This window comes from Burkholderia sp. BCC1985, assembly GCF_905339915.1.
Taxonomy (GTDB): Bacteria; Pseudomonadota; Gammaproteobacteria; order Burkholderiales; family Burkholderiaceae; genus Burkholderia.
Genome location: NZ_CAJPGY010000003.1, coordinates 217,578 through 242,034, shown reverse-complemented (window position 1 = coordinate 242,034; position 24,457 = coordinate 217,578). Strand labels below are relative to the sequence as shown.

Annotated in this window: 19 protein-coding genes; 12 read left to right on the top strand and 7 right to left on the bottom strand. The window is 68.5% G+C overall.

Translation table 11 applies throughout. The annotated features are described in order from the left end of the window. Positions 1-49 precede the first annotated feature (49 nt). The 3 genes from U4Z31_RS04555 to U4Z31_RS04545 all read left to right on the top strand — a co-directional run bounded on the left by U4Z31_RS04555 (position 50) and on the right by U4Z31_RS04545 (position 3,339). Positions 50-967, top strand: a complete 918-nt coding sequence (locus tag U4Z31_RS04555; protein ID WP_321809560.1) for a serine aminopeptidase domain-containing protein — start codon at positions 50-52, stop codon at positions 965-967. Next, entirely contained in the window at positions 964-1,395 is a 432-nt protein-coding gene (locus U4Z31_RS04550; protein ID WP_124484736.1) for a MarR family winged helix-turn-helix transcriptional regulator, read from the top strand. The genes U4Z31_RS04555 and U4Z31_RS04550 overlap by 4 nt, the downstream gene beginning before the upstream one ends. A 483-nt stretch (positions 1,396-1,878) precedes the next feature. Next, entirely contained in the window at positions 1,879-3,339 is a 1,461-nt protein-coding gene (locus U4Z31_RS04545; RefSeq protein WP_321809559.1) for a sialidase family protein, read from the top strand. A 67-nt stretch (positions 3,340-3,406) separates the two neighbouring features. On the opposite strand, the gene U4Z31_RS04540 is transcribed toward U4Z31_RS04545, so the two are convergent. Beyond that, complete coding sequence (locus U4Z31_RS04540; protein WP_321809558.1) at positions 3,407-4,363, bottom strand: Rieske 2Fe-2S domain-containing protein; 957 nt, start codon at positions 4,361-4,363, stop codon at positions 3,407-3,409. Positions 4,364-4,365: 2 nt separating this feature from the next. On the opposite strand from U4Z31_RS04540, the gene U4Z31_RS04535 reads away from it, so the two are divergent. Further along, positions 4,366-5,451 carry a LysR family transcriptional regulator gene (locus U4Z31_RS04535; protein WP_321809557.1) on the top strand — a complete coding sequence of 362 codons (1,086 nt, stop codon included), beginning with the start codon at positions 4,366-4,368 and terminating at the stop codon, positions 5,449-5,451. Between the two features lie 225 nt (positions 5,452-5,676). On the opposite strand, the gene adhP is transcribed toward U4Z31_RS04535, so the two are convergent. Next, positions 5,677-6,705: an alcohol dehydrogenase AdhP gene (gene adhP, locus U4Z31_RS04530; RefSeq protein WP_321809556.1), complete on the bottom strand. Its 1,029-nt coding sequence runs from the start codon at positions 6,703-6,705 to the stop codon at positions 5,677-5,679. 414 nt (positions 6,706-7,119) lie between these two features. On the opposite strand from adhP, the gene U4Z31_RS04525 reads away from it, so the two are divergent. Together U4Z31_RS04525 and otsA are read left to right on the top strand one after the other, a co-directional pair. After that, positions 7,120-9,198: a TonB-dependent receptor gene (locus U4Z31_RS04525; protein WP_321809555.1), complete on the top strand. Its 2,079-nt coding sequence runs from the start codon at positions 7,120-7,122 to the stop codon at positions 9,196-9,198. A gap of 481 nt (positions 9,199-9,679) precedes the next feature. Continuing rightward, on the top strand, positions 9,680-11,086 hold the full coding sequence (gene otsA / locus U4Z31_RS04520; RefSeq protein WP_044844592.1) for an alpha,alpha-trehalose-phosphate synthase (UDP-forming): 1,407 nt from the start codon (positions 9,680-9,682) through the stop codon (positions 11,084-11,086). 22 nt (positions 11,087-11,108) lie between these two features. On the opposite strand, the gene U4Z31_RS04515 is transcribed toward otsA, so the two are convergent. Next, positions 11,109-11,576: an OsmC family protein gene (locus U4Z31_RS04515; protein WP_044844593.1), complete on the bottom strand. Its 468-nt coding sequence runs from the start codon at positions 11,574-11,576 to the stop codon at positions 11,109-11,111. A 124-nt stretch (positions 11,577-11,700) separates the two neighbouring features. Further along, positions 11,701-13,668, bottom strand: coding sequence for an ATP-dependent zinc metalloprotease FtsH (gene ftsH, locus U4Z31_RS04510; RefSeq protein ID WP_321809554.1), 1,968 nt, complete (start codon positions 13,666-13,668; stop codon positions 11,701-11,703). Between the two features lie 413 nt (positions 13,669-14,081). Here ftsH and U4Z31_RS04505 point away from each other — a divergent pair, with 413 nt between their 5' ends. Continuing rightward, positions 14,082-15,746, top strand: coding sequence for an acid phosphatase (locus tag U4Z31_RS04505; RefSeq protein WP_321809553.1), 1,665 nt, complete (start codon positions 14,082-14,084; stop codon positions 15,744-15,746). Positions 15,747-15,861: 115 nt separating this feature from the next. On the opposite strand, the gene U4Z31_RS04500 is transcribed toward U4Z31_RS04505, so the two are convergent. Further along, on the bottom strand, positions 15,862-17,358 hold the full coding sequence (locus U4Z31_RS04500; protein WP_321809552.1) for an FAD-dependent oxidoreductase: 1,497 nt from the start codon (positions 17,356-17,358) through the stop codon (positions 15,862-15,864). A gap of 302 nt (positions 17,359-17,660) precedes the next feature. Beyond that, the gene (locus tag U4Z31_RS04495; RefSeq protein WP_321809551.1) at positions 17,661-17,870 is read right to left on the bottom strand and encodes a hypothetical protein; all 210 of its coding nucleotides are present in this window, start codon (positions 17,868-17,870) and stop codon (positions 17,661-17,663) included. A gap of 459 nt (positions 17,871-18,329) precedes the next feature. On the opposite strand from U4Z31_RS04495, the gene U4Z31_RS04490 reads away from it, so the two are divergent. From U4Z31_RS04490 to U4Z31_RS04470, 5 genes are all read left to right on the top strand, one after another. Then, positions 18,330-18,746: a nuclear transport factor 2 family protein gene (locus tag U4Z31_RS04490; protein WP_124570846.1), complete on the top strand. Its 417-nt coding sequence runs from the start codon at positions 18,330-18,332 to the stop codon at positions 18,744-18,746. Positions 18,747-18,749: 3 nt separating this feature from the next. Continuing rightward, positions 18,750-19,607 carry an SDR family NAD(P)-dependent oxidoreductase gene (locus U4Z31_RS04485; RefSeq protein WP_321809550.1) on the top strand — a complete coding sequence of 286 codons (858 nt, stop codon included), beginning with the start codon at positions 18,750-18,752 and terminating at the stop codon, positions 19,605-19,607. Between the two features lie 40 nt (positions 19,608-19,647). Next, complete coding sequence (locus U4Z31_RS04480; protein WP_014899307.1) at positions 19,648-20,406, top strand: SDR family oxidoreductase; 759 nt, start codon at positions 19,648-19,650, stop codon at positions 20,404-20,406. A gap of 40 nt (positions 20,407-20,446) precedes the next feature. Continuing rightward, positions 20,447-21,283 carry an SDR family NAD(P)-dependent oxidoreductase gene (locus tag U4Z31_RS04475; protein WP_415750264.1) on the top strand — a complete coding sequence of 279 codons (837 nt, stop codon included), beginning with the start codon at positions 20,447-20,449 and terminating at the stop codon, positions 21,281-21,283. A 78-nt stretch (positions 21,284-21,361) separates the two neighbouring features. Then, a complete protein-coding gene (locus U4Z31_RS04470; protein ID WP_044844601.1) occupies positions 21,362-22,267 on the top strand; it encodes an NAD-dependent epimerase/dehydratase family protein in 906 nt (301 codons plus the stop codon). 139 nt (positions 22,268-22,406) lie between these two features. Here U4Z31_RS04470 and U4Z31_RS04465 read toward each other — a convergent pair whose 3' ends face one another. Beyond that, entirely contained in the window at positions 22,407-24,272 is a 1,866-nt protein-coding gene (locus tag U4Z31_RS04465) for a phosphoenolpyruvate carboxykinase (GTP) (protein ID WP_321809548.1), read from the bottom strand. Between the last annotated feature and the right edge of the window lie 185 nt (positions 24,273-24,457).

The window sequence follows — 24,457 nt, the reverse complement described above, 5'->3', positions numbered from 1 at the left end:
CGCAAACTATATTTCGCATACGAAATACCCACCCGGAACGAGGACGGCCATGACGTCAGAACCCATCGAGTTTTCCGCCGCCGACGGCTATACGCTGCGCGGCACGCTGTGGTCGCCGGACGCGCCGCCGCGCGCGCTGGTGTTGATCCATCCGGCCACCGCCGTGCCGGAGCGGCTCTACGCGGGCTTCGCGCGCTTCCTGACCGAACGCGGCTTCGCGGCGCTGACCTACAACTATCGCGGCATCGGCGCGTCGCGGCCCGCGCGGCTGAGCGCGCTGCAGGCCCGCATGCGCGACTGGGTCGAGCTCGACGTCGGCGCCGCGATCGCGTGGGCGCGCGCTAAGCACGGCGGGCTGCCGCTGCTGGCGGTCGGGCATAGCGTCGGCGGCCATGCGATCGGGCTGTCGGCCGGCACCGCGCACCTGCGCGCGGCCGTGCTCGTCGCCGCGCACGCGGGCAGCACGCGGCTGATCGCCCGCGCGGCCGAGCGGCTGAAGGTGCGGCTGATCCTGCGCGTGCTCGGCCCGCTCGCGTCCGCGCTGCTCGGCTACGTGCCCGGCAAGCGGCTCGGCCTCGGCGAGGACCTCCCGGCCGGCGTGTTCCGCGAATGGAGCCGCTGGACCACGCTGCCGCGCTACTTCTTCGACGATCCGACGCTCGGCGCGGCCGAGCGCTTCTCGAAGCAGCAACTGCCGATCCTCGTGCTCGGCTTCGACGACGATCCGTGGGCGAACCCGCCTGCGATCGACCTGCTGGTAAGCTACCTGACCCGGGCGGCCGTCGAACGCCGCCAGATCGATCCGCACGCCGCGGGCAGCGGGCCGGTCGGACACATGGGCTTCTTCCGCAGCCGGCCAGGCACGGTGCTGTGGCCCGCGGTCGCCGACTGGCTCGCGCAGGCGCTCGATGCGCCGCGCGATGCGGGTCGCCCGTCCCTTTCCATTGCAGCCGGGAACCGAGCTTGAGCGAAGACCGACGACTGTTTTTCCTGTTGACCATCGGCCAGCGGCGCGTGCAGCGCTGGGTCGACCGCAAGGCCGAGACCGATGCGCGCGCGAGTGCCGCGCAGGCCGGCGTGCTGTTCTGCCTCGCGAGGCAGGACGGCGCGCTGATCGGCGAAGTCGGTGCGGCGCTGCAACTGGCGCCGTCCGCGATGACGGGGCTCGCCGACCGGATGGCGAAGGCCGGCCTGCTTGCGCGTCACGCCGATTCGGACGACGGGCGCGCAACGCGACTGTTCCTGACCGACGAAGGACACGCGGCGCTCAAGCGCGCGCGCGTGGCGCTGCGCGAGCTGAACGGCAAGCTGTGCGACGGCTTTTCCGACGCCGAACTCGACGTCGTCGCGCGCTGGCTGCACGCATTGCAGGACCGCTTTCCGGCCGAGCGCTGAACCGTGCCGGCGGCGCGCCGCATCGGCACGAATCCGCGTAATCGATAGCGATTTCGATTCGTGCTTTCGATTCGCGCTTTCAATTCGTTTTCCGAACTTTCAGGCGGCAAATTTTGCATTCCGGCGGCATTCCGGCGGCATTGCTTCGGCAACGCTTTCCGGCTACGTACTGTTACAAAAAATTGCCTGCCGCGCCGCATATCGATCGCCTACATTGCAATCCACTTCGACGCATTCGTCGTCTGCACGGCCTGGCCTTCCCGTTGCGTCCGCAACCCTGGACGCACCCGACAAGCAATGAAAACGAAGAGGTGTCTTGACCGACGTGCTGGCGGCATCCAGCACACGCGGATTGCGATGACCGCGGCGGCTTCCTGAACGACACGATCCGACGCATGGCACGGCATTCATTGCCGCGCGTACCGGTGCGCGTCGTGCCGCCGTGCCGCGCCATCGCCGCCGCACGTCAACGAGGAGCAGTCCATGCGACGCACGATCGTGTCCCACTCGCTTGTCCCCAGCCTCACCCGCCTGTCCGCCGCGATGGCCGTGGCGATGGCCGCCGCCGCGGTCGCGCATGCCGATCCCGTGGTCGTGTCCGGCCCGAGCCCGTTCGCCGCCTGTACCATCGGCGGCCCCGGCACGAACTACGTGAACGCCGAGGTCGAACCGTGGCTGTCGGTCAACCCGGCGAACCCGACCAACATGATCGGCGTGTGGCAGCAGGACCGCTGGTCGAACGGCGGCGCCCACGGGCTCGTCGCGGGCTATACGTTCGACGGCGGCGCGACCTGGGCGCGCACGCCGCAGCCGTTCAGCGCCTGCGCGCCGGGCGGGCTCAAGTACGAGCGCGCGTCCGATCCGTGGGTATCGTTCGGTCCGGACGGCACCGCGTATTCGGTATCGATCTCGTTCAACCAGTCGAACAACAGCAACGCGGTCGCGGCCTCGGTGTCGACCGACGGCGGACAGACATGGAGCAGCCCGGCCGTGCTGATCGCGAACGACGAACCGACGACGCAGTTCTTCAACGACAAGGAATCGGTGACGGCGAACCCGGTGAAGGCCGGCACGGCCTACGCGGTGTGGGACCGCCTCGAACTGCCGAACGGCAACCCGTACGCGAACCTGCACACGCAGGCATACCGCGGGCCGACGTTCTTTTCGAAGACGGTCGACGGCGGCAAGACGTGGAGCCGTGCGAAGGTGATCGTCAACGTGCCGTCGCGCCAGCAGACGATCGGCAACCAGATCGTCGTCGATCCGAAGACCGGCACGCTCTACGACTTCTTCGACCTGATCCAGCCGCCGTTCAACAAGGCGGCCGGCAAGGTCGCGTTCGTCAAGTCGACCGACGACGGCGCGACCTGGACGAAACCGCAGGTGATCGCCGGGCTGCAGACGGTCGGCGTGACCGATCCGAACACCGGCGAACCGGTACGCACCGGCGACATCATTCCGGAACCCGCGATCGATCCGGCGTCGGGGCAGCTCTATGTCGTATGGCAGGACAGCCGCTTCAACGGCGGCAACTACGACGAGATCGCGCTGTCGACGTCGAAGGACGGCGGCGCGAGCTGGAGCGCGCCGCTGCAAGTGAACACGCCGACCGGGCGTCCCGCGTTCAATCCGTCGGTGCGCGTCGACAATGCCGGCGCGGCAATGGTCACCTACTACGACTTCCGCGACCTGCAGGCCGGCAACACGACGACGCTGCCGACCGGGTTCTGGCGCAAGATCTCGCATGACGGCGGCACCACGTTCGCGGACGAGCGGCGCGTCGGCGGCCCGTTCGACATGAAGCTCGCGCCGAATGCGGAAGGTTTCTTCATCGGCGATTACCAGGGGCTCGACGTGCTGCCGTCGTCGTCTTTCCATCCGTTCTTCGTCCAGACCAACGCAGGCAACCTGACGAACCGCACCGACGTGTTCTTCGCGCCGTGATGCGCGGGTGAGCATAGCGCTGCCGCGATATCGACCGTCGCGGCAGCGTGCGGGCATCGACGCGCGCTCAGCCCCCCTGCACCGATTCCTGGAAGAACTGCCGGTACCAGTCGCGCAGCTGGAACAGCGGACCGTCGCCGTCGCACAACAGCGGCGCCGCGCGATAGATCTTCCTGCGCCACAACACGACATCCTGATCGAATGCATCGTGAGCGAATCGCGCGTATTCCTGCGCGATCGCATCGGTGTCGGGCAGCGTCGGATCGCGCTGGATCTTGATGCCGTAGCAAACGTCCACATGCTCGGTATCGATGGGCGTGTGAATGTTCACCTGCTTGCTCGCGTACGTTCCCTCCATCGATACATGCATCACGGCCGGACCGTAATAGGTCGCCTCGGTCGTCAGTTGCTTGCCGAGCGTCGGATGCCCGCCGATCGTCGAGCGTTGCGACGCGATATGACCGTCGAAGTGCACCGAGATATCCTCGATCGGCGACCCGTGAACGTACGTGAAATGCGGCGCATCGACGAGGTTCTCGATGATTTCCTTGCCCTGCGTGCGCACCCGCCACCGCTTGAAGTACCAGCGCGTCCAGCCGTCGGCACCGTTCATGGCAGGATCGACCGGCAGTTCCCAGCTCGGCGGCCCGCCGGCCGGATCGAACCACATGTGGACGATCTGGTTGATCTCGCGCACCGGGTGGGCGGCTAATGCGCCCTCCTTCGCCTTGATCGGAATGCGTTTCGCGTAGGGCACGTCGACGCAGGCGCCAGTCTGCGAGAAGCGCCATTCGTGGAACGGACAGACGATCGTATCGCCCTGGCAGCGACCGTCGCCCAGATGCGCGCCGAGGTGCGGACAGAATGCATCGAGGATCGATACCTGCCCGCTCTCGCCGCGAAACGCGATGTACTCCTGGCCGAAGTAGCTGAGCGATTTGATCTCGCCCGGCTTGATTTCATCAGAAAATAGGACTGCGAACCAGCCCTTCGGGTATTTGCCGGTGAAATAGTCCGATGTCATGCGTGTCTCCTGTCTATTTACTTGCCAACGATGGCAATTTCCCGCGCCTTCGCGGCGCCGCTCGACTCGTCGAACGAGCGTACGATCCGGACGGGATCCTGTTTGTCGAGATCGAAACCGTGTTCCTCCAGCACCCAAGTGTAGAGAACGCCCAACAACCAGAAAATGAGTTTATTTGCACCCCTACCATGCGAAAACACACACATACCGCGGTGAAATGGGATGACCTCCGGTATTTCCTCGCCGTCGCGAATTCGGGCTCGTATCTTGCCGCCGGCAAAGCACTGGGCGTCGACCGAACCACCGTCAGCCGGCGAGTGGACGTGCTGGAGAAATCGGTGGGATCACAACTCTTCGTGCTCGACGACGGCGGCTTCCAGTTGACAGCCGCCGGCCGCGCAGTCCTGTCGATCGCATCGCGCATGGAGGAGGAAGCGAGCCTGCTGGCCACGCTCCGCCAGCGGCCGCACGGCGGCGTCGAAGGCACGGTGCGGCTCGCCGTTTCCGCCTCGCTCGGCGATGCATTCATCGGCGACATCGTCGCGTTTCATCATCGCAATCCGTTCGTCAATCTCGACGTGAGCAACGTCGGCGATCCGCTTGCGGTCGTCGCGGAGCGCAGCGCCGATCTCGGCATCTGCGTATCGCACGAAGCCCCCGCAAGACTCGACAGCGTGGCACTCGGCGAAGTCGAAGTCGCGGTGTACGGGCCGGCGGACCGGCACGACGGCGAAATGACCGGCACCTGGATCGGCTGGGGCGGCGACGTCCCGAAACCGTTCGCGGACTGGCTGCGCGAATACGCGCCGCACGACGCGCGCGTCAGCACCAAGGTCAATTCATGGGATGCATTGAAGCGTGCGGTCTTGTCCGGCGGCGGCGTCGCGCCGCTGTGGTGCATGCTCGCGGAACGTGAACCGGGTCTCGCCCGCGTTTTTCCCGACGCGCAGAAGCATTACCTGACGCTCTGGCTGGTGTCGCACGAGAGTGCCAAGCGCAACGCAGCCCAGCAGGCGGTATGGCTCTTCCTGACCGAACAGCTTCGCCGGGCGTTGCGCGCCGACGATGAGCGCACGCAGCGCGAATGAAGGGGTGCACGCCGGCCGAATGCGGTCGTGCCTGAGGTCGACAAGATCGGATAGCCGCCGTCGCAAGCCGGCGCATACGCCCCGGCGCCCCGGTCATCCACGAACCGATCGCGCTGACCGACACTCACGTCCCCTCCCGCCACCCTTTCATCCCTCCGACAGACGCGGGTGAGCATAGCGCTGCCGCAATGTCCATTGCGTCGCGGCAGCGCTCCCGAATGCGCGTCAATGCATGTCGGTCAGCACGATGCGACCATCGACTTTCCCTTCGCGCAGCCGCGCGAATATGTCGTTGATGTTGCCGAGCCGATCGCGATGGATATGCGCGCGCACCAGCCCGTCCGCCGCGAAATCGAGCGATTCCTGCAGGTCGCGCCGCGTGCCGACGATCGAGCCGCGCACCGTGATGCCGTTCAGCACCGTCGAGAAGATCGGCAGCGGGAAATCGCCGGGCGGCAAGCCGTTGAGCGCCACCGTGCCGCCGCGCCGCACCATCCCGAGCGCCTGCGCGAACGCGCTGCGCGACACGGCCGTCACCAGCACGCCATGCGCGCCGCCGATCTCCTTCTGGATCAGCTTCGCCGGATCGTCGGCCAATGCATCGATCGTCAGCTCGGCGCCCAGTTCGCGCGCGAGTGCGAGTTTGGCGGGAGACACGTCGATCGCCGCGACGTGCAGGCCCATCGCGCGCGCGTACTGCACGGCCACGTGGCCGAGCCCGCCGATGCCCGAAATCGCGAGCCACTGGCCCGGGCGCGTGTCGGTGACGCGGATGCCCTTGTAGACGGTCACGCCCGCGCACAGGATCGGCGCGATCTCGTCGAACGCGACCTGCGCGGGCAGATGGCCGACGTAGTCGGGATCGGCCAGCACGTATTCCGCATAGCTGCCGTTGACCGAATAGCCGGTGTTCTGCTGCCCGTGGCAAAGGGTTTCCCAGCCGGTGTGGCAGTACTCGCAGTGACCGCATGCCGTATAGAGCCAGGGCACGCCGACGCGGTCGCCCTCGCGCACGTGCGTGACGCCCGCCCCGACCGCCGCGACGACGCCCACGCCTTCGTGGCCCGGAATGAACGGCAGCGTCGGCTTCACGGGCCAGTCGCCGTCGGCTGCGTGCAGGTCGGTATGGCAGACGCCCGAAGCCTTGATGTTGACGAGGATCTGGCCCGGGCCCGGCGTCGGGACCGGCACCTCCTCGATGCGCAACGGTTCGCCGAACGCGTGGACCACCGCCGCCTTCATGGTTTGAGTCATGCGTCGCTCCTGTCTGGTCGATGACCGGGCCAGTATCCGGGCTCGAAACCGGAACGACTTGATACGTATCAACGGAGCGGGAAACGCACGCGACGGTGACGGATTCATCGCGAGACCTATTGCGTGGGCCACCGGTGCCGGAGGCGCGGGTTTGACGGCCGGGCTCTGCTTTCGCCGCCGTTTCCGCAGCTTGTCGGAAACCCTGCGGCATGCCGCCGTTTCGCTTGGAATTCGAAATGATATAACATATCATTTCGCGATCTCGTCCACCTGAAGCTCGCTCATCCGGGTGGCCGGGCTACGCCGAGTCCAATCCAACCGGGTCACAGCGCACCGAAAATGCAACAATATATCGTATCCAGTCTTGACCCGCGTGGCTCGCTTTTCGATCCGATACCAACCGATTCACCGACCATGCGCGACCTCCCTCGTCTACCGCTTCGCCCGCTCTCGCCCGTTTCGCTGATGCTGTTCGCCGCCGTCGCGCACGCGCAGGCCGAGACGCCCGCCCCGTCTTCGCCGCCACAGACCACACCGCTCGCGCCGATCTTCGTGACCGCGAACCCGCTCGGCGACACCGAGCTGATCGCGCCGACCGCGCAACTGTCCGGCGATGCGCTGACGCGCCGCCAGGCCGATTCGCTCGGCGAGACGCTCAACGGCCTGCCCGGCGTGTCGACCACCACCTACGGGCCGATGGTCGGCCGCCCGATCATTCGCGGGATGGACGGCGACCGGATCCGGCTGCTGCAGAACGGCGTCGCCGCCTACGACGCGTCGTCGCTGTCGTACGACCACGCGGTGCCGCAGGATCCGCTGTCGATCGAGCGCGTCGAGATCGTGCGCGGTCCGGCCGCGCTGCTGTACGGCGGCAACGCGGTCGGCGGCGTCGTCAACACGATCGACAACCGGATTCCGCGCGAAGCGATCGAAGGCGTGACGGGCGCGCTCGACGCGCGCTACGGCGGCGCGAACTCGGTGCGCGCGGGCGCGGCGCAGGTCGAAGGCGGCAACGGCCGCTTCGCGTTCCATGTCGACGCGTTCGATCGTGAAACGAGCAAGCTGCGGATTCCCGGCTACGCACGCAGCAGCCAGCAACGCGCGATCGACGATCCCGATACGCCGCAACCGTACGGCAACGTGCCGAACAGCGACGGCCGCGTGCATGGCGGCGCGCTCGGCGCGTCGTACACGTGGGCCGACGGTTTCGCGGGCCTGTCGTACAGCGGCTACGAGTCGAACTACGGCTCCGTCGCCGAGGACGACGTGCGCCTGCGGATGCGCCAGGAACGGCTCGCGTTCGCGTCCGAGATACGCAACCTGAGCGGCCCGTTCACGAAGCTGAAGTTCGACTTCGCGTACACCGACTATCGCCACAAGGAAGTCGACAACGGCGAAACCGCCACCACCTTCCGCAACCGCGGCTACGAGGCGCGCATCGAGGCGCGGCATCGCAGGATCGGCCCGTTCGAAGGCGCGATCGGCGTGCAGTTCGGCCAGAACACGTTCTCGGCACTCGGCGACGAAACGCTCGTGCCGTCGACGCGCACGAACAGCGTCGCGCTGTTCGGTCTCGAGGAATGGCAGGTCGTCCCGGCGCTGAAGCTGAGCGTCGGCGGGCGCTTCGAGCACGTGAAGGTCGATCCCGATCCGGCCGGCGTCGAGAAGTTCGCAGGTGCGCAACCACGCGACTTCAATGCCGGCAGCGTCTCGGCCGGCGCGCTGTTCTCGCTGACGCCCGTGTGGTCGGTCGCGGCGAACGTCGCCTACACGGAGCGCGCGCCGACCTTCTACGAGCTGTACTCGAACGGCCCGCACGATGCGACCGGCCAGTTCCTGATCGGCAACCCGAACGCATCGAAGGAAAAGGCCGTGTCGACCGACCTGTCGCTGCGCTACGCGAGCGGCCCGAACCGCGGCAGCGTCGGTGTGTTCTACAACCGCTTCTCGAACTACCTGACCGAGTACAACACGGGCCGCGTCGTGAACGGCGACGGCGAGCCGGTCGCGCCCGGCGCCGGTGATACGCTCAACGAAGCAATCTATCGCGGCGTGCGCGCCGAGTTCTATGGCGTCGAACTCGACGGCAAATGGCGCGCGTTCTCGCGGCGCGGCCATACGGTCGACCTGGAACTGACCGCCGACTACACGCATGCGCGCAACGTCGACACCGGCCAGCCGCTGCCGCGCATCGCGCCACTGCGCGCGACGCTCGCGGCCGACTACGGCTACGGCCCGTTCGGCGCACGCGCGCAGGTCACGCACGCGTGGTCGCAGCATCGTGTGCCCGACAACGACTTTCCGACGGACGGCTACACGTCGCTCGGCGTGATGCTGACGTACAAGTTCCGTGTCGGCGCGACGCACTGGCTCGCGTACCTGCGCGGCGACAACCTGACGAACCAGGAGATCCGCTATGCGACCTCGGTCGTGCGCGGCTTCGCGCCGGAAGGCGGCCGCAGCGTGATGGCCGGCCTGCGCACGACGTTCTGATCGCGCGCCGGTGCGTTCGCGCCACGCGTCCCGCGCGTCGCCAACGCCCGCCATGATCGATCGGCGCAGCCAGCCTGCGTCGATCGAAACCGTCGCGAACGACCGCGCCGGCGTGACCGAACACGATCGAATCGGCCTCGCCTTCGCTCTCCCTTCTCCGGCCCTCCACCTTCCGCTGCGCACACGGCCGCTGCGGGGCCGTGCAATTTCCGGTCCTGCCGGTCGAGCGCGCGGAACGCCGCGCATCGCACCGCATCGCACTGCATCGCACCGACAGGCAGGATCATTGATCCCGGTCATGCACTTTTAAATCAGCCGAATGACGAGTATCCTAAAAAAAGCACTCCACGTTCGAACGGCGAATCGCGCGCCCTGATTCCCGTCCGTTCGTATCGCGGCCCCATCGCGCCACGCGTCGATGGCGGCGTCCGCCTCACGCCCTGGCCGCACGACCCTTCCCCAACCATTCGCAGGAGAGCTGGTGAGCCGACTCGTCGTCGTATCCAATCGTATTGCAGATCCCCGTAAGGCCGCGGCAGGCGGGCTTGCCGTGGCCGTGAAAGACAGCCTGCAGGAATCGGGCGGCGTCTGGTTCGGGTGGAGCGGCAGGCTGCGCGGCGACGGCGACCATCCCGCGCACGGCGAAGACGTGCAGATCCAGAACGTCGGCGGCATCCAGCTCGCGACGATCGATCTCGATCCGCAGGATTACGACGCGTACTACCTCGGCTACTCGAACAACGTGCTGTGGCCGGTGTTCCACTACCGCCTCGATCTCGCGCAGTTCGACCGCCGCTTCGCGGACGGATACCGGCGCGTGAACCAGCTGTTCGCGCGCAAGCTGAGCACGCTGCTGCGCCCCGACGATATCGTCTGGGTCCACGACTACCAGCTGATTCCGCTCGCCGCCGAGCTGCGCGCGACGGGCTGCACGAACCCGATCGGTTTCTTCCTGCACATTCCGATGCCGCCGCCGCCGATCATGGCCGCGATCCCGGAGCACGAGTGGCTGATGCGCTCGCTGTTCGCCTACGATCTCGTCGGCTTCCAGACCGAATCGGACCTGCTTCACTTCGAGCACTACGTCGAGGCGGAAGCCGGCGCCGCGCGGCTGCCGGACGGCCGCCTGCGCGCGTTCGGCCGCACGCTGTCGGCCGGTGCGTTCCCGATCGGCATCAACGTCGACGAGTTCACGGCGCTCGCGGAGAATCGCGACGGCATCGACATGTTCGAGCGGATGCGCGACGAGTATTCGCGCCGCCAGCTGCTAGTCGGCGTCGACCGGCTCGACTATACGAAGGGGCTGCCGCAGCGCGTGCACGCGTTCCGTCAGCTGCTCGAACAGTATCCGGAGAACCGCGACCGCGCGACGCTGATCCAGATCGCCGCGCCGAGCCGCGAGGATCTCGGCGCGTACGACGACCTGCGGCGCGAGATGGACAGCCTGTGCGGCGCGATCAACGGCGATTACGGCGAACTCGAGTGGATGCCGATGCGCTACATCCACCGCACGGTCGCGCGCAAGCGCTTGCCGGGCCTCTACCGCGCGAGCCGCGTCGCGCTCGTCACGCCGCTGCGCGACGGGATGAACCTGGTCGCGAAGGAGTTTCTCGCCGCGCAGGACGAGGCCGACCCGGGCGTGCTCGTGCTGTCGCGTTTCGCGGGCGCGGCCGAGCAGCTGAAGCCTGCGCTGCTCGTCAATCCGTACGACACGCAGGGCACCGCGCAGGCGATCCAGCGCGCGCTCACGATGCCGCTCGACGAACGCCGCCAGCGTCACGACGCGCTGATGGCGATCGTGCGCAAGACCGACGTGCACTGGTGGCGCACGCGCTTTCTCGAGGCGCTCGCCGAGGCCGCGGAAGTCGCCGCCGCGACCGTGTCCTGACGCGCCGGGTCCTGCCGCTCGCTTACACGCCGGTCGTCTCGCGGTCGAGCACCGCACCGTTCACGTCCTGCACCGCCACCGCGATCGGAATGCCTTCGCGCATGCTCTCGGTCACCACGCAATACGCATCGAACCGGTCGAGCATGCGCGTCGCCGCCGCGAGATCGGCCCATGCCTTGCCGACCGACAACGTCACGGCCATCGCGCCGACGCGCACCCTGCCCGCGTCGTTCTGCACCATGTCGACGTCGATATGCGCGGTGACGGGCTGCGGATCGACGCGCTGTTTCTCGAGCGCGAACAGCAGGCTCGCCGCGAGGCAGCTCGCGACCGCCGCGGCCAGCAGCCGGACGGGGTTCGGGCCGCGGCCGGCACCGAGCGGCGGCGGCTCGTCGGTGAGCACCGGCGAAAGTTCGGTGCCGGCAAACGTGACTTCGAAACTGAAACGCGCATGCTGCGCGACATCCACCGATACGTGTGCCTCGCTCATGGCGACTCCGTGACTCGATAAAGGGAAAGGAAACGCCGGCGCGGCGCCGTGCCGGCAAGTACGAATTGCAGCGCACGCGCGGCGCGATCATGGTCGCCCGCCGGCTGCGCGAGCGGTCCGCGCTTCAGCGTTCGGGTTCGCGCGGCGGCCCGTATGCGACGAAATCGCGCTCGATCGCCGACGCCTGCTCCGGCGCATTCGCACTCGCGCATGGCCCGCGATCGGTCAGGGAAGATTCGGCGACCGGCGCCTCGCGCCCGTCGATCAGCGCCTGCAACGCGTCGCGTTCGAGCACCTCGCGCTCGAGCAGCCGTCGCGCGATCCGTTCGAGCGCATCGCGGCGTTCGCCGAGCGTTGCCGCGACGCGCGCATGCGCGTCAGTCAACAGCGTATGCACCTCGTCGTCGATCATCCGTGCGGTGTGCTCGCTGCAGCGGCCCTCGCCCGCATGCCATGCGCCCGGGATGCCGGTGCGCGTTTCGCCGTCGTCGACGCTGACGAGCCCGATCTTCTCGCTCATCCCGTACTGCATGACCATGTGGCGCGCCATCGCGGTCGCGCGTTCGAGATCGTTCTGCGCGCCCGTCGACACGTCGCCGAACACGAGTTCTTCCGCGACGCGCCCGCCGAGCAGTGCATCGATCCGATCGAGCAGCTCGCTGCGGCGCAGGACGTAGCGATCCTCCGTCGGCACCTGTTGCGTGTAGCCGAGCGCGGCCACGCCGCGCGGAATGATCGACACCTTCTTCACCGGATCGCAATGCGCGCGGCTTTCCGCGACGAGCGCATGACCGGCCTCGTGATAGGCGATCGTCAGCTTCTCCTGCGCGTTCATTACGCGGCTCTTGCGCTCGAGGCCCGTCAGCGCGCGGTCGATCGCCTCGTCGAAGTCGTCCATCCCGATCGCCGGCTTGCCGAGTTCCGCCGCATGCAGCGCGGCCTCGTTGACGACGTTCGCGAGATCGGCGCCGACGAAGCCCGGCGTGCGCGACGCGAGTTCGCCGAGATCGACCTCGGCCGCGAGCTTCACGCGCTTCACGTGCACGCCGAGAATCTGGCGGCGGCCGTTCACGTCGGGCCGGTCGATCGCGATGTGACGGTCGAAGCGGCCCGGGCGCAGCAGCGCGGGATCGAGAATTTCCGGCCGGTTGGTCGCGGCCATGATGATCACGCCGGAGCCGGCCTGGAAGCCGTCCATCTCGACGAGCAGCTGGTTGAGCGTCTGCTCGCGCTCGTCGTTGCCCGACATCGGACCGACCCCGCGCACCTTGCCGAGCGCGTCGAGCTCGTCGACGAACACGATGCACGGCGCCTTCTGCTGCGCCTGCTCGAACAGGTCGCGCACGCGCGCCGCGCCGACGCCGACGAACATCTCGACGAACGCCGAGCCGCTGATCGAGAAGAACGGCACGGCCGCCTCGCCGGCCACCGCGCGCGCGAGCAGCGTCTTGCCGGTGCCGGGCGCGCCGACGACGAGCACACCCTTCGGGATCTTGCCGCCGAGCCGCTGGTAGCGATCGGGGTTGCGCAGGAACGCGACGAGCTGCTGCAGTTCGGCCTTCGCTTCGTCGATGCCCGCGATGTCGTCGAACGTGATGCCGGTTTCCTGCTGCACGTACACGCGTGCGCGGCTCTTGCCCATCCCGGTGAAATCCTGCAGCCCGCCACGCTTGCGCAGCATCAGGTTCCAGATGAACACGAACGCGACGAGCGGCACCAGCCACGACGCGAGCGACGCGATCCAGCCGGTGTCGGACGCGCCGTGAAACCGGATGCCGGCGGCGGTCAGCGTGTCGATCAGCTGCGGGTCGGTCACGCGGTTGGTGCTGAAGCGCGGCGGCGTGCCGTCCGACTTCACGGCCGCGACTTCGGACGCCGGCAGCAGCGTGCCGGCCTGCGGCATCGTCAGCGTGCCCGTGATCGTCGCCGGTCCGATCTCGAGATCGTCGACGAGCCGCGCGGCGACGAGCCGGTGGAAGTCGCTGTACGCGATCAGCGTCGACGCCGGACGCAGCATCAGCAACTGCGCGGCGAACAGCACGAAGAAGCCCGCCGCGATCAGCAATCCTGCGTAATCGAATTTCCTGTCCATGGCATCGGGCCGGCCGCGCGCGTCGACGCGCGCGCTTACGCGTGCACGCGCGCCCGGTCGGCGCGCGGCATCGCCGGCCACGCGCAAACGGAATGGATCCGCGCCATCGTCGCCTCGTTTCGTCGCATGAATGACACCGCGACGGCGCCGCCGGGCGCCGTTCGCGCGGGCAACGCGCCGCAACGCGCCGCCCGTGATTCAAGTCTAGTTCGCGCGCGGACGTCGCGCATTGTCCGACAAACGCCTTTCATCGACGCCGCCGGCCGCGTTATAGTCGCGTTCGTGACATTTTGGTGACAGCCGGCGTCCCACCCAGGCGGGACGCCGGCCGTTGCATCCCGCCGCGCGTCCCGGCAGGCTGTGCGACGCTGCCGCGCATCGAACGACAACCGCCCATCCGAGGAGCACACGACGTGAACGACACCCCCGATCGCCCCGACGACCTTCCCGCCGATCCCGACCGCCGCCGCATGCTCGGCGGCCTCGCCGCGCTCGGCGCGGGCGTCGCGCTCGGCGGCTGCGAGACCACGCCGGGCAGCGCGCCGCGCTCGGCCGCCGACCTGCGGCTCGACGACGCGCTGCGCCGGCAGGTGCGCCACATCGTCGTGATCTATGCGGAGAACCGCAGCTTCGCGAACCTGTACGGCGATTTCCCGGGCGTGCAATATCCGCTGAGCGAGGTGAAACCCGAGCACGCGCGGCAGCTCGATCGCGACGGCAAGACGCCGCTGCCGGTGCTGCCGAAGATCTGGGGCGGGCTCGTGCCGCAGGCGCAGGAAGTCGGCGGCCAGCGCTACGCGATCGCCGAGCGCGACATCGACAAGCTGCCGAACGCGCCGTTCCGGATCGCAGACGCGCAGGGCAAGCCGCTGCCGAACGGCGTGATCACGCGCGACCTGTGGCACCGCTTCTACCAGAACCAGATGCAGATCGCCGCGGGCCGCAACGACCAGTTCGCCGCGTGGGCCGATTCCGGCGGCCTCGTGATGGGCCATTACCGCAATTCCGCCGACACGCTGCGGCTGTGGAACCTCGCACGGCAATACACGCTGTGCGACAACTTCTTCATGGCGGCCTTCGGCGGTTCGTGGCTGAACCACATGTTCCTGATTTCCGCGCAGCCGCCGATGTATCCGGATGCGCACAAGCATCCGCATGCGGCGAAGCTGCTGTCGAAGGTCGACGGCGACGATCCGGCCGGCACGCGCCTGACGCTCGCCGCCGATTCGCCCGCGTCCGCGCTCGACGGCCCGCCGAAGTTCGCGGTCGACGGCCCGCTGACGCCCGATGGCTACGGCGTCAACACGATGGCGCCGCCGTATCAGCCGAGCTACGTGCCGCCGGCCGATCCGGGCAACGCCGCGTATGCGGATCCGGCCGATCATCGCGTGATCCCGCCGCAAGGCCATGCAACGATCGGCGACCGCCTGTCGGAGAAGAACGTCGACTGGGCGTGGTACAGCGGCGCGTGGCAGTACGCGCTCGAGCACCGCGACACCGGCATGGTGCCGGATTTCCAGTACCACCATCAGCCGTTCAACTACTTCGTGAACTACGCGCCGGGCACCGACGCGCGCCGCAAGCACCTGCGCGATGCGGGCCTCGGCGACGAGCCGTCGACCAATCATTTCATCGCCGACATCGACGCGGGCCGCCTGCCCGCCGTCGCGTTCTACAAGCCGCAGGGCAACCTGAACATGCACGCGGGTTATGCGGACGTCGAATCCGGCGATCGCCACATCGCGCACGTGATCGAACGCATCCGGCGCGGCCCGCAGTGGGCGAACACGGTGATCGTGATGACGCACGACGAGAACGGCGGCTGGTGGGATCACGTCGCGCCGCCGGTCGGCGATCGCTGGGGCCCCGGCTCGCGGATTCCGGCGCTCGTGATCTCGCCGTTCGCGAAGAAGGGTTACGTCGACCACACGATGTACGACACGAACTCGATCCTGCGCTTCATCAGCCGCGTGCACGGGCTCGCGCCGCTCGACGGCGTCGCCGCGCGCGACAAGGCGTTCGCGTCGCGCGGCGCGACGCCGCCGGGCGACCTGACGAACGCGCTCGATCTCGGCTGACGAACGACTGACGCCTCGCTGAAACGACGACGCCCCGGTGCAACGCGGTTGCCCGGGGCGTCGTGTTTTGCCGTGTGCGTTCTGCGATCCGCGATCCTGCTCCGCGCAGGCGACGCTACGCGACGCTGTGCAACGCGTCGCTCGCCGCACTTGCGGCATGACGACCTGCCTGCCGGCCGAAGAACGTCGCATCGGCCAGCGACAGCCCCGAGCTGTACCCGGCGCCCCAGCGCGGCAGCCCGCAGGTCGTGCGGCCGGCCGCATAGAGGCCCGCCACCGGCGTGCGCGCCGCGTCGAGCACCTGCCCGGTCGGCAGCGTATCGAGGCCGCCCAGCGTGAAATGCGGGTAGAACGCGTAATCGATCCGGCAGTCGAGCGCGACGAACGGCGGCTCGATCAGCGGCTGCAACCATTTCTTCGCCTTGTGGAACAGCGGATCGACGCCTTCGGCCGCGTGACGGTTGTAGACGTCGACGGTCGCCGTCAGCGTGCCGGCCGGCATCTGCAGGTCGCGCTCGACTTCGTCCCAGGTCTCGCCGGCCGCCGCGATGCCGATCCGCGCGATATCCGGCGGCTCCTGGTAGGTCGCCTGGTCGACCAGCAGGTAGATCCGGTCGTCGGCCTGGTGGAACGCGTGGTGGCCCGTGCGGCCGTGATAGCCGTCCTCGTTGATGAACCGCTGCCCGCGCGCGTTCACGAAGATCCCGCGGATCAGCGATTCGGGCGCGTAGAACGGCAGGCTGACGAAACCCTGATCCATGTGGATCGCGGCGCCGCCGGCGCTCTGGCCAAGCAGGATGCCCGAGCCGTCGTCGCCGGGGCTGCCGATCGGTTCGGCCGAGCGCAGGAACTGCGGCGCATGCCGGCGCACCATGTCGCGGTTCATCGCGAAGCCGCCCGCGCACAGGATCACCGCGCGACGCGCCCGCACGAACGCCGTTTCACCATACGCGCGCAGCACGACGCCGCGCACCGCGCCGGCATCGTCGACGATCAGCGCCTGTGCGCGCGTGTCGTAGCGCGTCGACACGCCGAGCGCCTGCACGCGCTCGGCCAGCACGCGCATCAGCATCTGCCCGCCGCCCCAGCCCGGCCATTGCGGCGTGTGGCCGCGCGGACACGGCTTCGCGCTCTCGCTGAACGGCCAGGCCTCCTCGCTGCCCGACCAGATCAGGCAGTCGTCGGTTTCCGGCTCGACGATCCGCTCGGCGATGAACGTGTTCTTGTACGTGACGCCCTGCGCGACCAGCCAGTCGTGATGCGCGAGGCTCTCGTTCGCATAGAGGCGCACCTTCGCCTCGTCGGCGTCGCGGCCGCCCGCGAGCATCAGGTAGCGGTACAGGTCCTCGGTGTCGTCGCTGAAGCCGGCCTGCCGCTGCGCGGGCGTGCCGCCGCTGCCGCCGAGGTACATTTCGCCGCCGGACAGCGCGCTCGTGCCGCCGTAGCTCGACGCGCGCTCGACGATCAGCGTGTCGGCGCCGGCGCTCGCGGCTTCGATCGCCGCGCACGCGCCGGCCGCCCCGAAGCCGACGATCACGACGTCGTGTTCGGCGTCCCAGCGATGGACGTCGCGGACGTTCAGGGAGCGAGTGAGGGAGTATTCGGATGACATGGAGGCAAGGGTCTGCGTGAAGGAATTCGGTGAAAGGCGGTGGTCGGGGCGCTGCGCGGCCGGCCCGGCAGGCCGGCGCGTCGTCGATGCGAGCGATCGCAGGCACGCGAACGCCGCGTCGTCGTCGGGGAAATCGAGCGGCAGCGGCGAGCCAAGCCGGGGGCATGCACACGCCGGACGAACTGCCGCGAGCGCGCCGCGCCGCGACACTGCGCTGCGCGAACGCCGTCCACCCGGTCGCCGTCGCATCGTGACGGCGTCAACGTGACATCGAGTCGGCGCGGCGCGCGGCCGCGCCGTCGTCACATGCCGCGCAGTGCGGCGAAACCGAAGCGCGAAGGATCGATCGGCACGCAACCGGTCGGCAGGCCGTTCGGATCGAGCGAGCGGCATTGCAGGATGCCGGCCGCATACGGCGGCGCCGGGACCTGATCAGCGCCATATCGCGCGATCACCATCGCCGCGAACGCACCCATCGCCAATACGCACAGCTTGCGAGTCGTCAGTCTCATGATCGTGTCCCCTCCGGTTGGCCGCTATCGCGGTTCGTGTCCGGCGCACTGGCCTCAGGCAAACAGGCAACCGCACCGGATGACTGCACGGTAGCCAGCGCCGGCCCGCCGGCCATCGTCCATTTCGACTAGGGGCAAACGCGAAGCGGCGCTGACGCGACGTGCGGCGCCGCAGCATCGCCGAGCGGTGGCGGCGGCGCCGCGATCGGAAAACCGCGTACCGCAGCCCGTAGTCACGGGGCGCGCAATCTTCGGGCACGCGCCGCGCGTTCACCGCTGCATCGCACCATCGGACGATGCGCGGCCATCGCGCCGGTGTTTTCCCTGATCGTGCCCCTGCTCCGTATGGATGATGAGGATCGCGCGGCCGGATGCGAACCTGCGGGTCGACGTCGCAATGCCGTCGCGTCCGCGCTCGCGGCGCGACCGAGTCTTTCCGTTCATTCACGGGAGTACCGCATGACCGATTCGAATCCCCGCCACGCGCTGTACGAACTCGCGTGCCGTTACGCGCAGGCCGTCGACCGGCGCGACTGGCCGCGCCTCGCCACCCTCTTCACCGCCGACGCCCAGCTCGACGGCCCCGGTTTCCGTTTCGACGACCGCGATGCGATCGTCGCCGGCATGCGCGTGATCGAGCGCTACGAAACCACCCAGCATCACGTGCACAACCAGCTCGCCACGCTCGACGGCGGTGAGGCCGACGTCGAGACCTACTGCCTCGCGTGCCACGTGTACGTGCGCGACGGCGTGAAGCGCAAGCTCGACTGGGGGCTGCGCTATCGCGACCGCTGCGTGTTCGACGGCGGCACGTGGCGCTTCGCCGCGCGCACGCTGCACGTCGACTGGTCGCAAGACCTGCCGCTGGAGGGCTGAACGATGCGCGCATCCCTTCCCCTCGCCGGCCGCACCGCGCTCGTCACGGGCGGCGCCGGCGGCATCGGCGCGGCCTGTGCGCGTGCGCTTGCCGCCGATGGCGCGGCCGTCGTGCTGATGGGCCGCCGCCGCGATGCACTCGAACGCACGCAGCGGCACCTGACCGACACGCTGCCCGGCAGCCGCGTCGCGATCCATGCCGGCGACGCCTGCGACGACGGCGACCTGCAGACGGCGCTGGATACCGCGTGGGCGCTCGACGGCCGGCTCGACATCGTCGTGCCGACCGTCGGCGGCGCCGGGTTCCGGCCGCTGCTGATGCACGACGCCGACAGCTTCCGCGCGGAAATCGAACTGAACCTGAACAGCGCGTTCGCCGCGATCCGCCACGCCGCGCCGAGGCTCGCCGACAGCGGCGGCGGCACGATCGTCTGCATCTCGTCGACGGCCGCGCAGATCAATTTCCGCTGGCTGACCGCGTACTGCACCGCGAAGGCCGCGCTCGAAGCGCTGGTGCGCGGGGCCGCCGAGGAACTGGCCGGCGCGAGGATCCGCGTGAACGCGGTGCGGCCGGGCCTCACGCGCTCGGAGGCCACCGCGCCGATGTTCGACAACCGGGCGCTCGTCGACAGCTTCCTCGACCAGATTCCGCTCGGCTCACTCGGCGAGCCGGAAGCGATCGCGCACGCGGTGCGCTATCTTGCGGGCCCCGAGTCGGGCTGGGTCACCGGCCAGAGCTTCGCGGTCGACGGCGGCCACGAGCTGCGCGCCAACCCGCGCGTCGACGCCACCATCGCGCAGATCTACGGCGCGGCCGCGCTCGACGCGGTCAAGGCCGGCCGTGCGCCGGGTGCCGCATGAGCGCCCGCCTTCTTTCAACGTCACAGGAAATCGACCGAACATGAATCGAGTCGCAAACAAGGTCGCGCTGATCACCGGCGCGGCGAGCGGGGTCGGCCGCGCGGATGCGCTGCTGCTCGCCGCCGAAGGCGCGCGCGTGGTGCTCACCGACATCGACGAGGATGCGGGCCGCGCACTCGCGCGCGAGATCGGCGACACCGCGCTGTTCGTCCATCAGGACATCGCCGACGAAGACGGCTGGCGGCACGCGATCGCGTCGACGCTCGAGCGCTTCGGCCGCCTCGACGTGCTGGTCAACAACGCGGCGATCTGCCCGGTCGGCTCGATCGAGGACACGAGCCTCGACACCTGGCGACGCGTGCTGCGCGTCAACGCGGACGGCTACTTTCTCGGCTGCAAGTATGCGATCGGCGCGATGAAGCACAACGACACGCCGGGCTCGATCGTGATGATGTCGTCGGTCGCCGCGCTCGGCGGCCTGCCGATGATGTGCGCGTACACCGGCTCGAAAGGCGCGGTGACGGCGCTCGCGCGCAGCGTCGCCGTCCACTGCAAGCGCAGCGGCTACCGGATCCGCTGCAACTCGATCCATCCGGACGGCATCTGGACACCGATGACGCAGGCGCTGATGCCCGGCCTCGATCCGGCCGAGCTCGGCATCGGCAACGATCCGATGGCACGCATGTGCGATCCGCAGGACGTCGCGAATCTCGTGCTGTTCCTCGCATCCGACGAATCGCGCTTCGTGAACGGCGCGGAGCTGCGGATCGACAACGCACAACTGGTTGCGTCGCTGTGATGCGGCGCGTGGCTTTTCCGTTCGAAGGAGTAGCGTTCCGATGATTTCCTTTTCCGGCAAGACCGTGCTGGTCACCGGCGGCGGCGCGGGCATCGGCCGCGCGTGCGCGCAAGCGTTCGGCGCGGCGGGCGCGCGGGTCGTGGTGGCCGAGGTCGATCCCGCCCGCGCGCAGGACGTGCGTCAGGCACTCGAAGCCGCGGGCGTCGACGCGCTGGTCGGCACCGTGGACGTCACGCGCCGCGACGAGGTCAACGCGTTCGCGCGGACGATCGACGCCCGCTTCGGCGGCCTCGACGTGCTCGTCAACAACGTCGGCGATTTCCTGCAGATCGCGAAACCGTTCGACGACCATACCGACGACGACATCGCGCGGCTGTTCGACGTGAACCTGCGCCAGGTGTTCGTCGTCACGCGCGCGATGCTGCCGTTGCTGCGCAAGCGCGGCGCGGGCAGCAGCATCGTCGGCGTGTCGTCGATCGAGGGCTTTCGCGCGATTCCGAACTGCACCGTGTACGCGTCGTTCAAGGCCGCGCTGACCGGCTTCACGAAAAGCCTCGCGCTCGAACTCGGGCCGGCCGGCATCCGCGTGAACCAGATCGCGCCGGAGACCACCGAGACGCCGCAGGTGCCGGTCAGCGCGATGGTCGCGGCCGAACATCGCGCGCACGTCCCGCGCTGGATTCCGCTCGGGCGCTTCGGTGTGGCCGGCGACATCGCGGGCGCCGCGCTGTTCCTCGCGAGCCCGCTCGCCGCATGGGTCACCGGCACGACGCTGCATGTCGACGGCGGCGCACTGGCGGCGGCCGGCTGGTATCGCGATCCGAACGGATTCTGGACCAACATGCCGGTCGTCACCGGCAACGGCTTCAATTTCTGAGCGACGTTCCGCACGGATTCGTCCGTTCAATCGTCGGTTCAATTCAAGCGGCGCAGCGGCGCCGCCACCGGAGACACCATGAAAATCCTGATCATCGGCGGTACCGGCCTCATCGGCGGCCACGCCGCATTGCATCTGCGCGCGCAAGGCAACGACGTGACGCTCGCCGCGCGCAAGCCGCCCGCGCCGGGCAGCGCGCTCGCGCAATTCGACGTGCTGCTGCGCGACTACGTCGCCGGCAACTTCACGCGCGACGATCTCGCGCCGTTCGACGCGGTCGTGTTCGCGGCCGGCAACGACATTCGCCACCTGCCGCCCGGCACCGACGAAGCCGCGCACTGGGAACGCGCGAACGTCGACGCGGTGCCGCGCTTCTTCGCGCTCGCGCGCGACGCGGGCGTGAAGCGCGCGGTGCTGGTCGGCAGCTTCTATCCGCAGGTCGCGCCGGCGCTCGTCGACACGGTGCCGTACGTGCGCTCGCGCCACCTCGCCGACGAACGCGTGCGCGCGCTCGCGTCGCCGTCGTTCGCGGTGTGCAGCGTGAATGCGCCGTTCGTGGTCGGCTCGGTGCCGGGGCTGCGCAACGAGATGTTCGCCGCGTACACGGGCTACGCGCAGGGCAAACTTGCGGGGCTGCCGGTGTACGGACCGGCCGGCGGCAGCAACTTCATCTCGACGCAATCACTGTCGGAAGCGATCTGGGGCGCGCTGCAGCGCGGCGAATCCGGCAAGGCGTATCTCGTCGGCGACGAGAACCTGAGCTTCGCCGACTACTTCGCGGCGTTCTTTCGCGCGGCCGGCAATCCGCAGCCGGTGCCGTCGCTCGACCAGGAGCATCCGCTGCTGCCGGACATCGCGATCTATACGGGGCGCGGCAACGTCGTGGCGTACGAGCCGGACCCGGCCGATATCGCGCTGCTGCGCTACCGGCGCGGCGACGTGCAGCGCGCGGTGAACGAAGTGGTCGCGCAGTGCGGCGCGTAAGCGCACGGCCGGCGTTGCACGCGCAACGCTGAAACGAAGCAGAAACGAAAACGTCCCGCCACCGGCGATGCATGCCGGCGGCAGGACGTTCGTGCCGCAACGGCGTTACGTCGTTACTGCGTGACTTCGACTCGCATCGTCAGCCGCCGATACGCTGTTCGATCTTCTTCATCGTCTCGGTCAGCTCCGCGGGCAGACGCAGCTTCAGCGTGTCGAACAGCGCCGCATGCAGCTTCAGTTCCTCGCGCCATTCGGCTGCGTTCATCGACGTGACCGCCTCGAACTGCTCGCGCGTGAAGTCGAGCCCGTTCCAGTGCAGGTCGTCATACGCCGGCGACACGCCGAACGCATGTTCGCCGCCGCCGCCGTTGCCTTCGAGGCGATCGAGCATCCACTTCAGCACGCGCATGTTCTCGCCGAAGCCCGGCCACACGAACTTGCCGTTCGCGTCCTTGCGGAACCAGTTCACGCAGTAGATCTTCGGCAGCGTCGCGCCCGCGCCTTCGAGCTGCTTGCCGAGCTTCAGCCAGTGCGCGAAATAATCGCTCATGTTGTAGCCGCAGAACGGCAGCATCGCGAACGGGTCGCGGCGCACCACACCCTGCTGGCCGGCCGCGGCGGCGGTCGTCTCGGAGCCCATCGTCGCGGCCATGTACACGCCTTCGACCCAGTCGCGCGCCTCGGTCACGAGCGGCACGGTCGTCGAACGACGGCCGCCGAAGATGAACGCGTCGATCGGCACGCCGGCCGGGTTCTCCCAGTCCGCGTCGATCGACGGGCATTGCGACGCCGGCGCCGTGAAGCGCGAGTTCGGATGCGCGGCCTTGCGGCCCGTTTCCTTGCCGATCTCCGGCGTCCACGGGTTGCCCTGCCAGTCGGTCAACTTCGCGGGCGGCGTGTCGGTCAGGCCTTCCCACCACACGTCGCCGTCTTCCGTCAGCGCGACGTTAGTGAAGATCACGTTCTCCTTCAGCGTCGAGATCGCATTCGGGTTGGTCTTCACGCCGGTGCCCGGCGCGACGCCGAAGAAGCCGGCTTCCGGGTTGATCGCATACAGGCGCCCGTCGCGGCCGGGCTTCAGCCACGCGATGTCGTCGCCGATCGTCGTGACCTTCCAGCCGTCGAAGCCCTGCGGCGGGATCAGCATCGCGAAGTTGGTCTTGCCGCACGCGGACGGGAACGCGGCCGCGACGTGATACTTCTTGCCGGCCGGCGACGTCACGCCGAGGATCAGCATGTGTTCGGCGAGCCAGCCCTGGTCGCGGCCCATCGTCGACGCGATGCGCAGCGCGAAGCACTTCTTGCCGAGCAGCGCGTTGCCGCCGTAGCCGGAGCCGAAGCTCCAGATTTCACGCGTATCGGGGAAATGCACGATGTACTTGACCGGGTTGCACGGCCACGGCACGTCATTCTGGCCCGCTTCGAGCGGATGCCCGACGCTGTGCACGCAGGGCACGAATTCGCCGTCCTCGCCGAGCACGTCATACACCTCGCGGCCCATGCGCGTCATGATCCGCATGTTCACGGCCACGTACGGGCTGTCGGACAGCTCGACGCCGACGTGCGCGATCGGTGAACCGAGCGGGCCCATCGAGAACGGCACGACGTACAGCGTGCGGCCGCGCATCGCGCCGCGGAACAGGCCGTTCAGCGTCTCGCGCATTTCTTCCGGCGCGATCCAGTTGTTGGTCGGGCCGACGTCGTGGGGCGATTCGGTGCAGATGAAGGTGCGGTCCTCGACGCGCGCGACGTCGGACGGATCGGACTGCGCGAGATACGAGTTCGGGCGCTTCGCCGGGTTCAGGCGCGTGAGCGTGCCCTGGTCGACCATCGCCTGGCACAGCGCGTCGTTCTCTTCCTGCGAGCCGTCGCACCAGACGACACGCTCGGGCTCCGTCAGCGCCGCGATCCGCGACACCCAGTCGATCAGCTTGCGATGTTTGACGTATGCCGGGGGAGCGATCAGCGGGCCGTGCGTCGCTTCGGCCAAAGAGTTTTGCGACATGGGAATGTCTCCAGATTATTGGGCAGGGATGGGGGATGCGGGGCGAGCCCGCGAGATGGGGAATGCGGTCGGAGCGCAGGTTGAAGCGACGCGCAAGGCGGGACGCGCGAGCGGAGCGCGTGTCGATGCCGCGATGCGGGCGAGAGAATGTGATGTCTCGTATGAGTGTGCGAACGCGAGTTTCG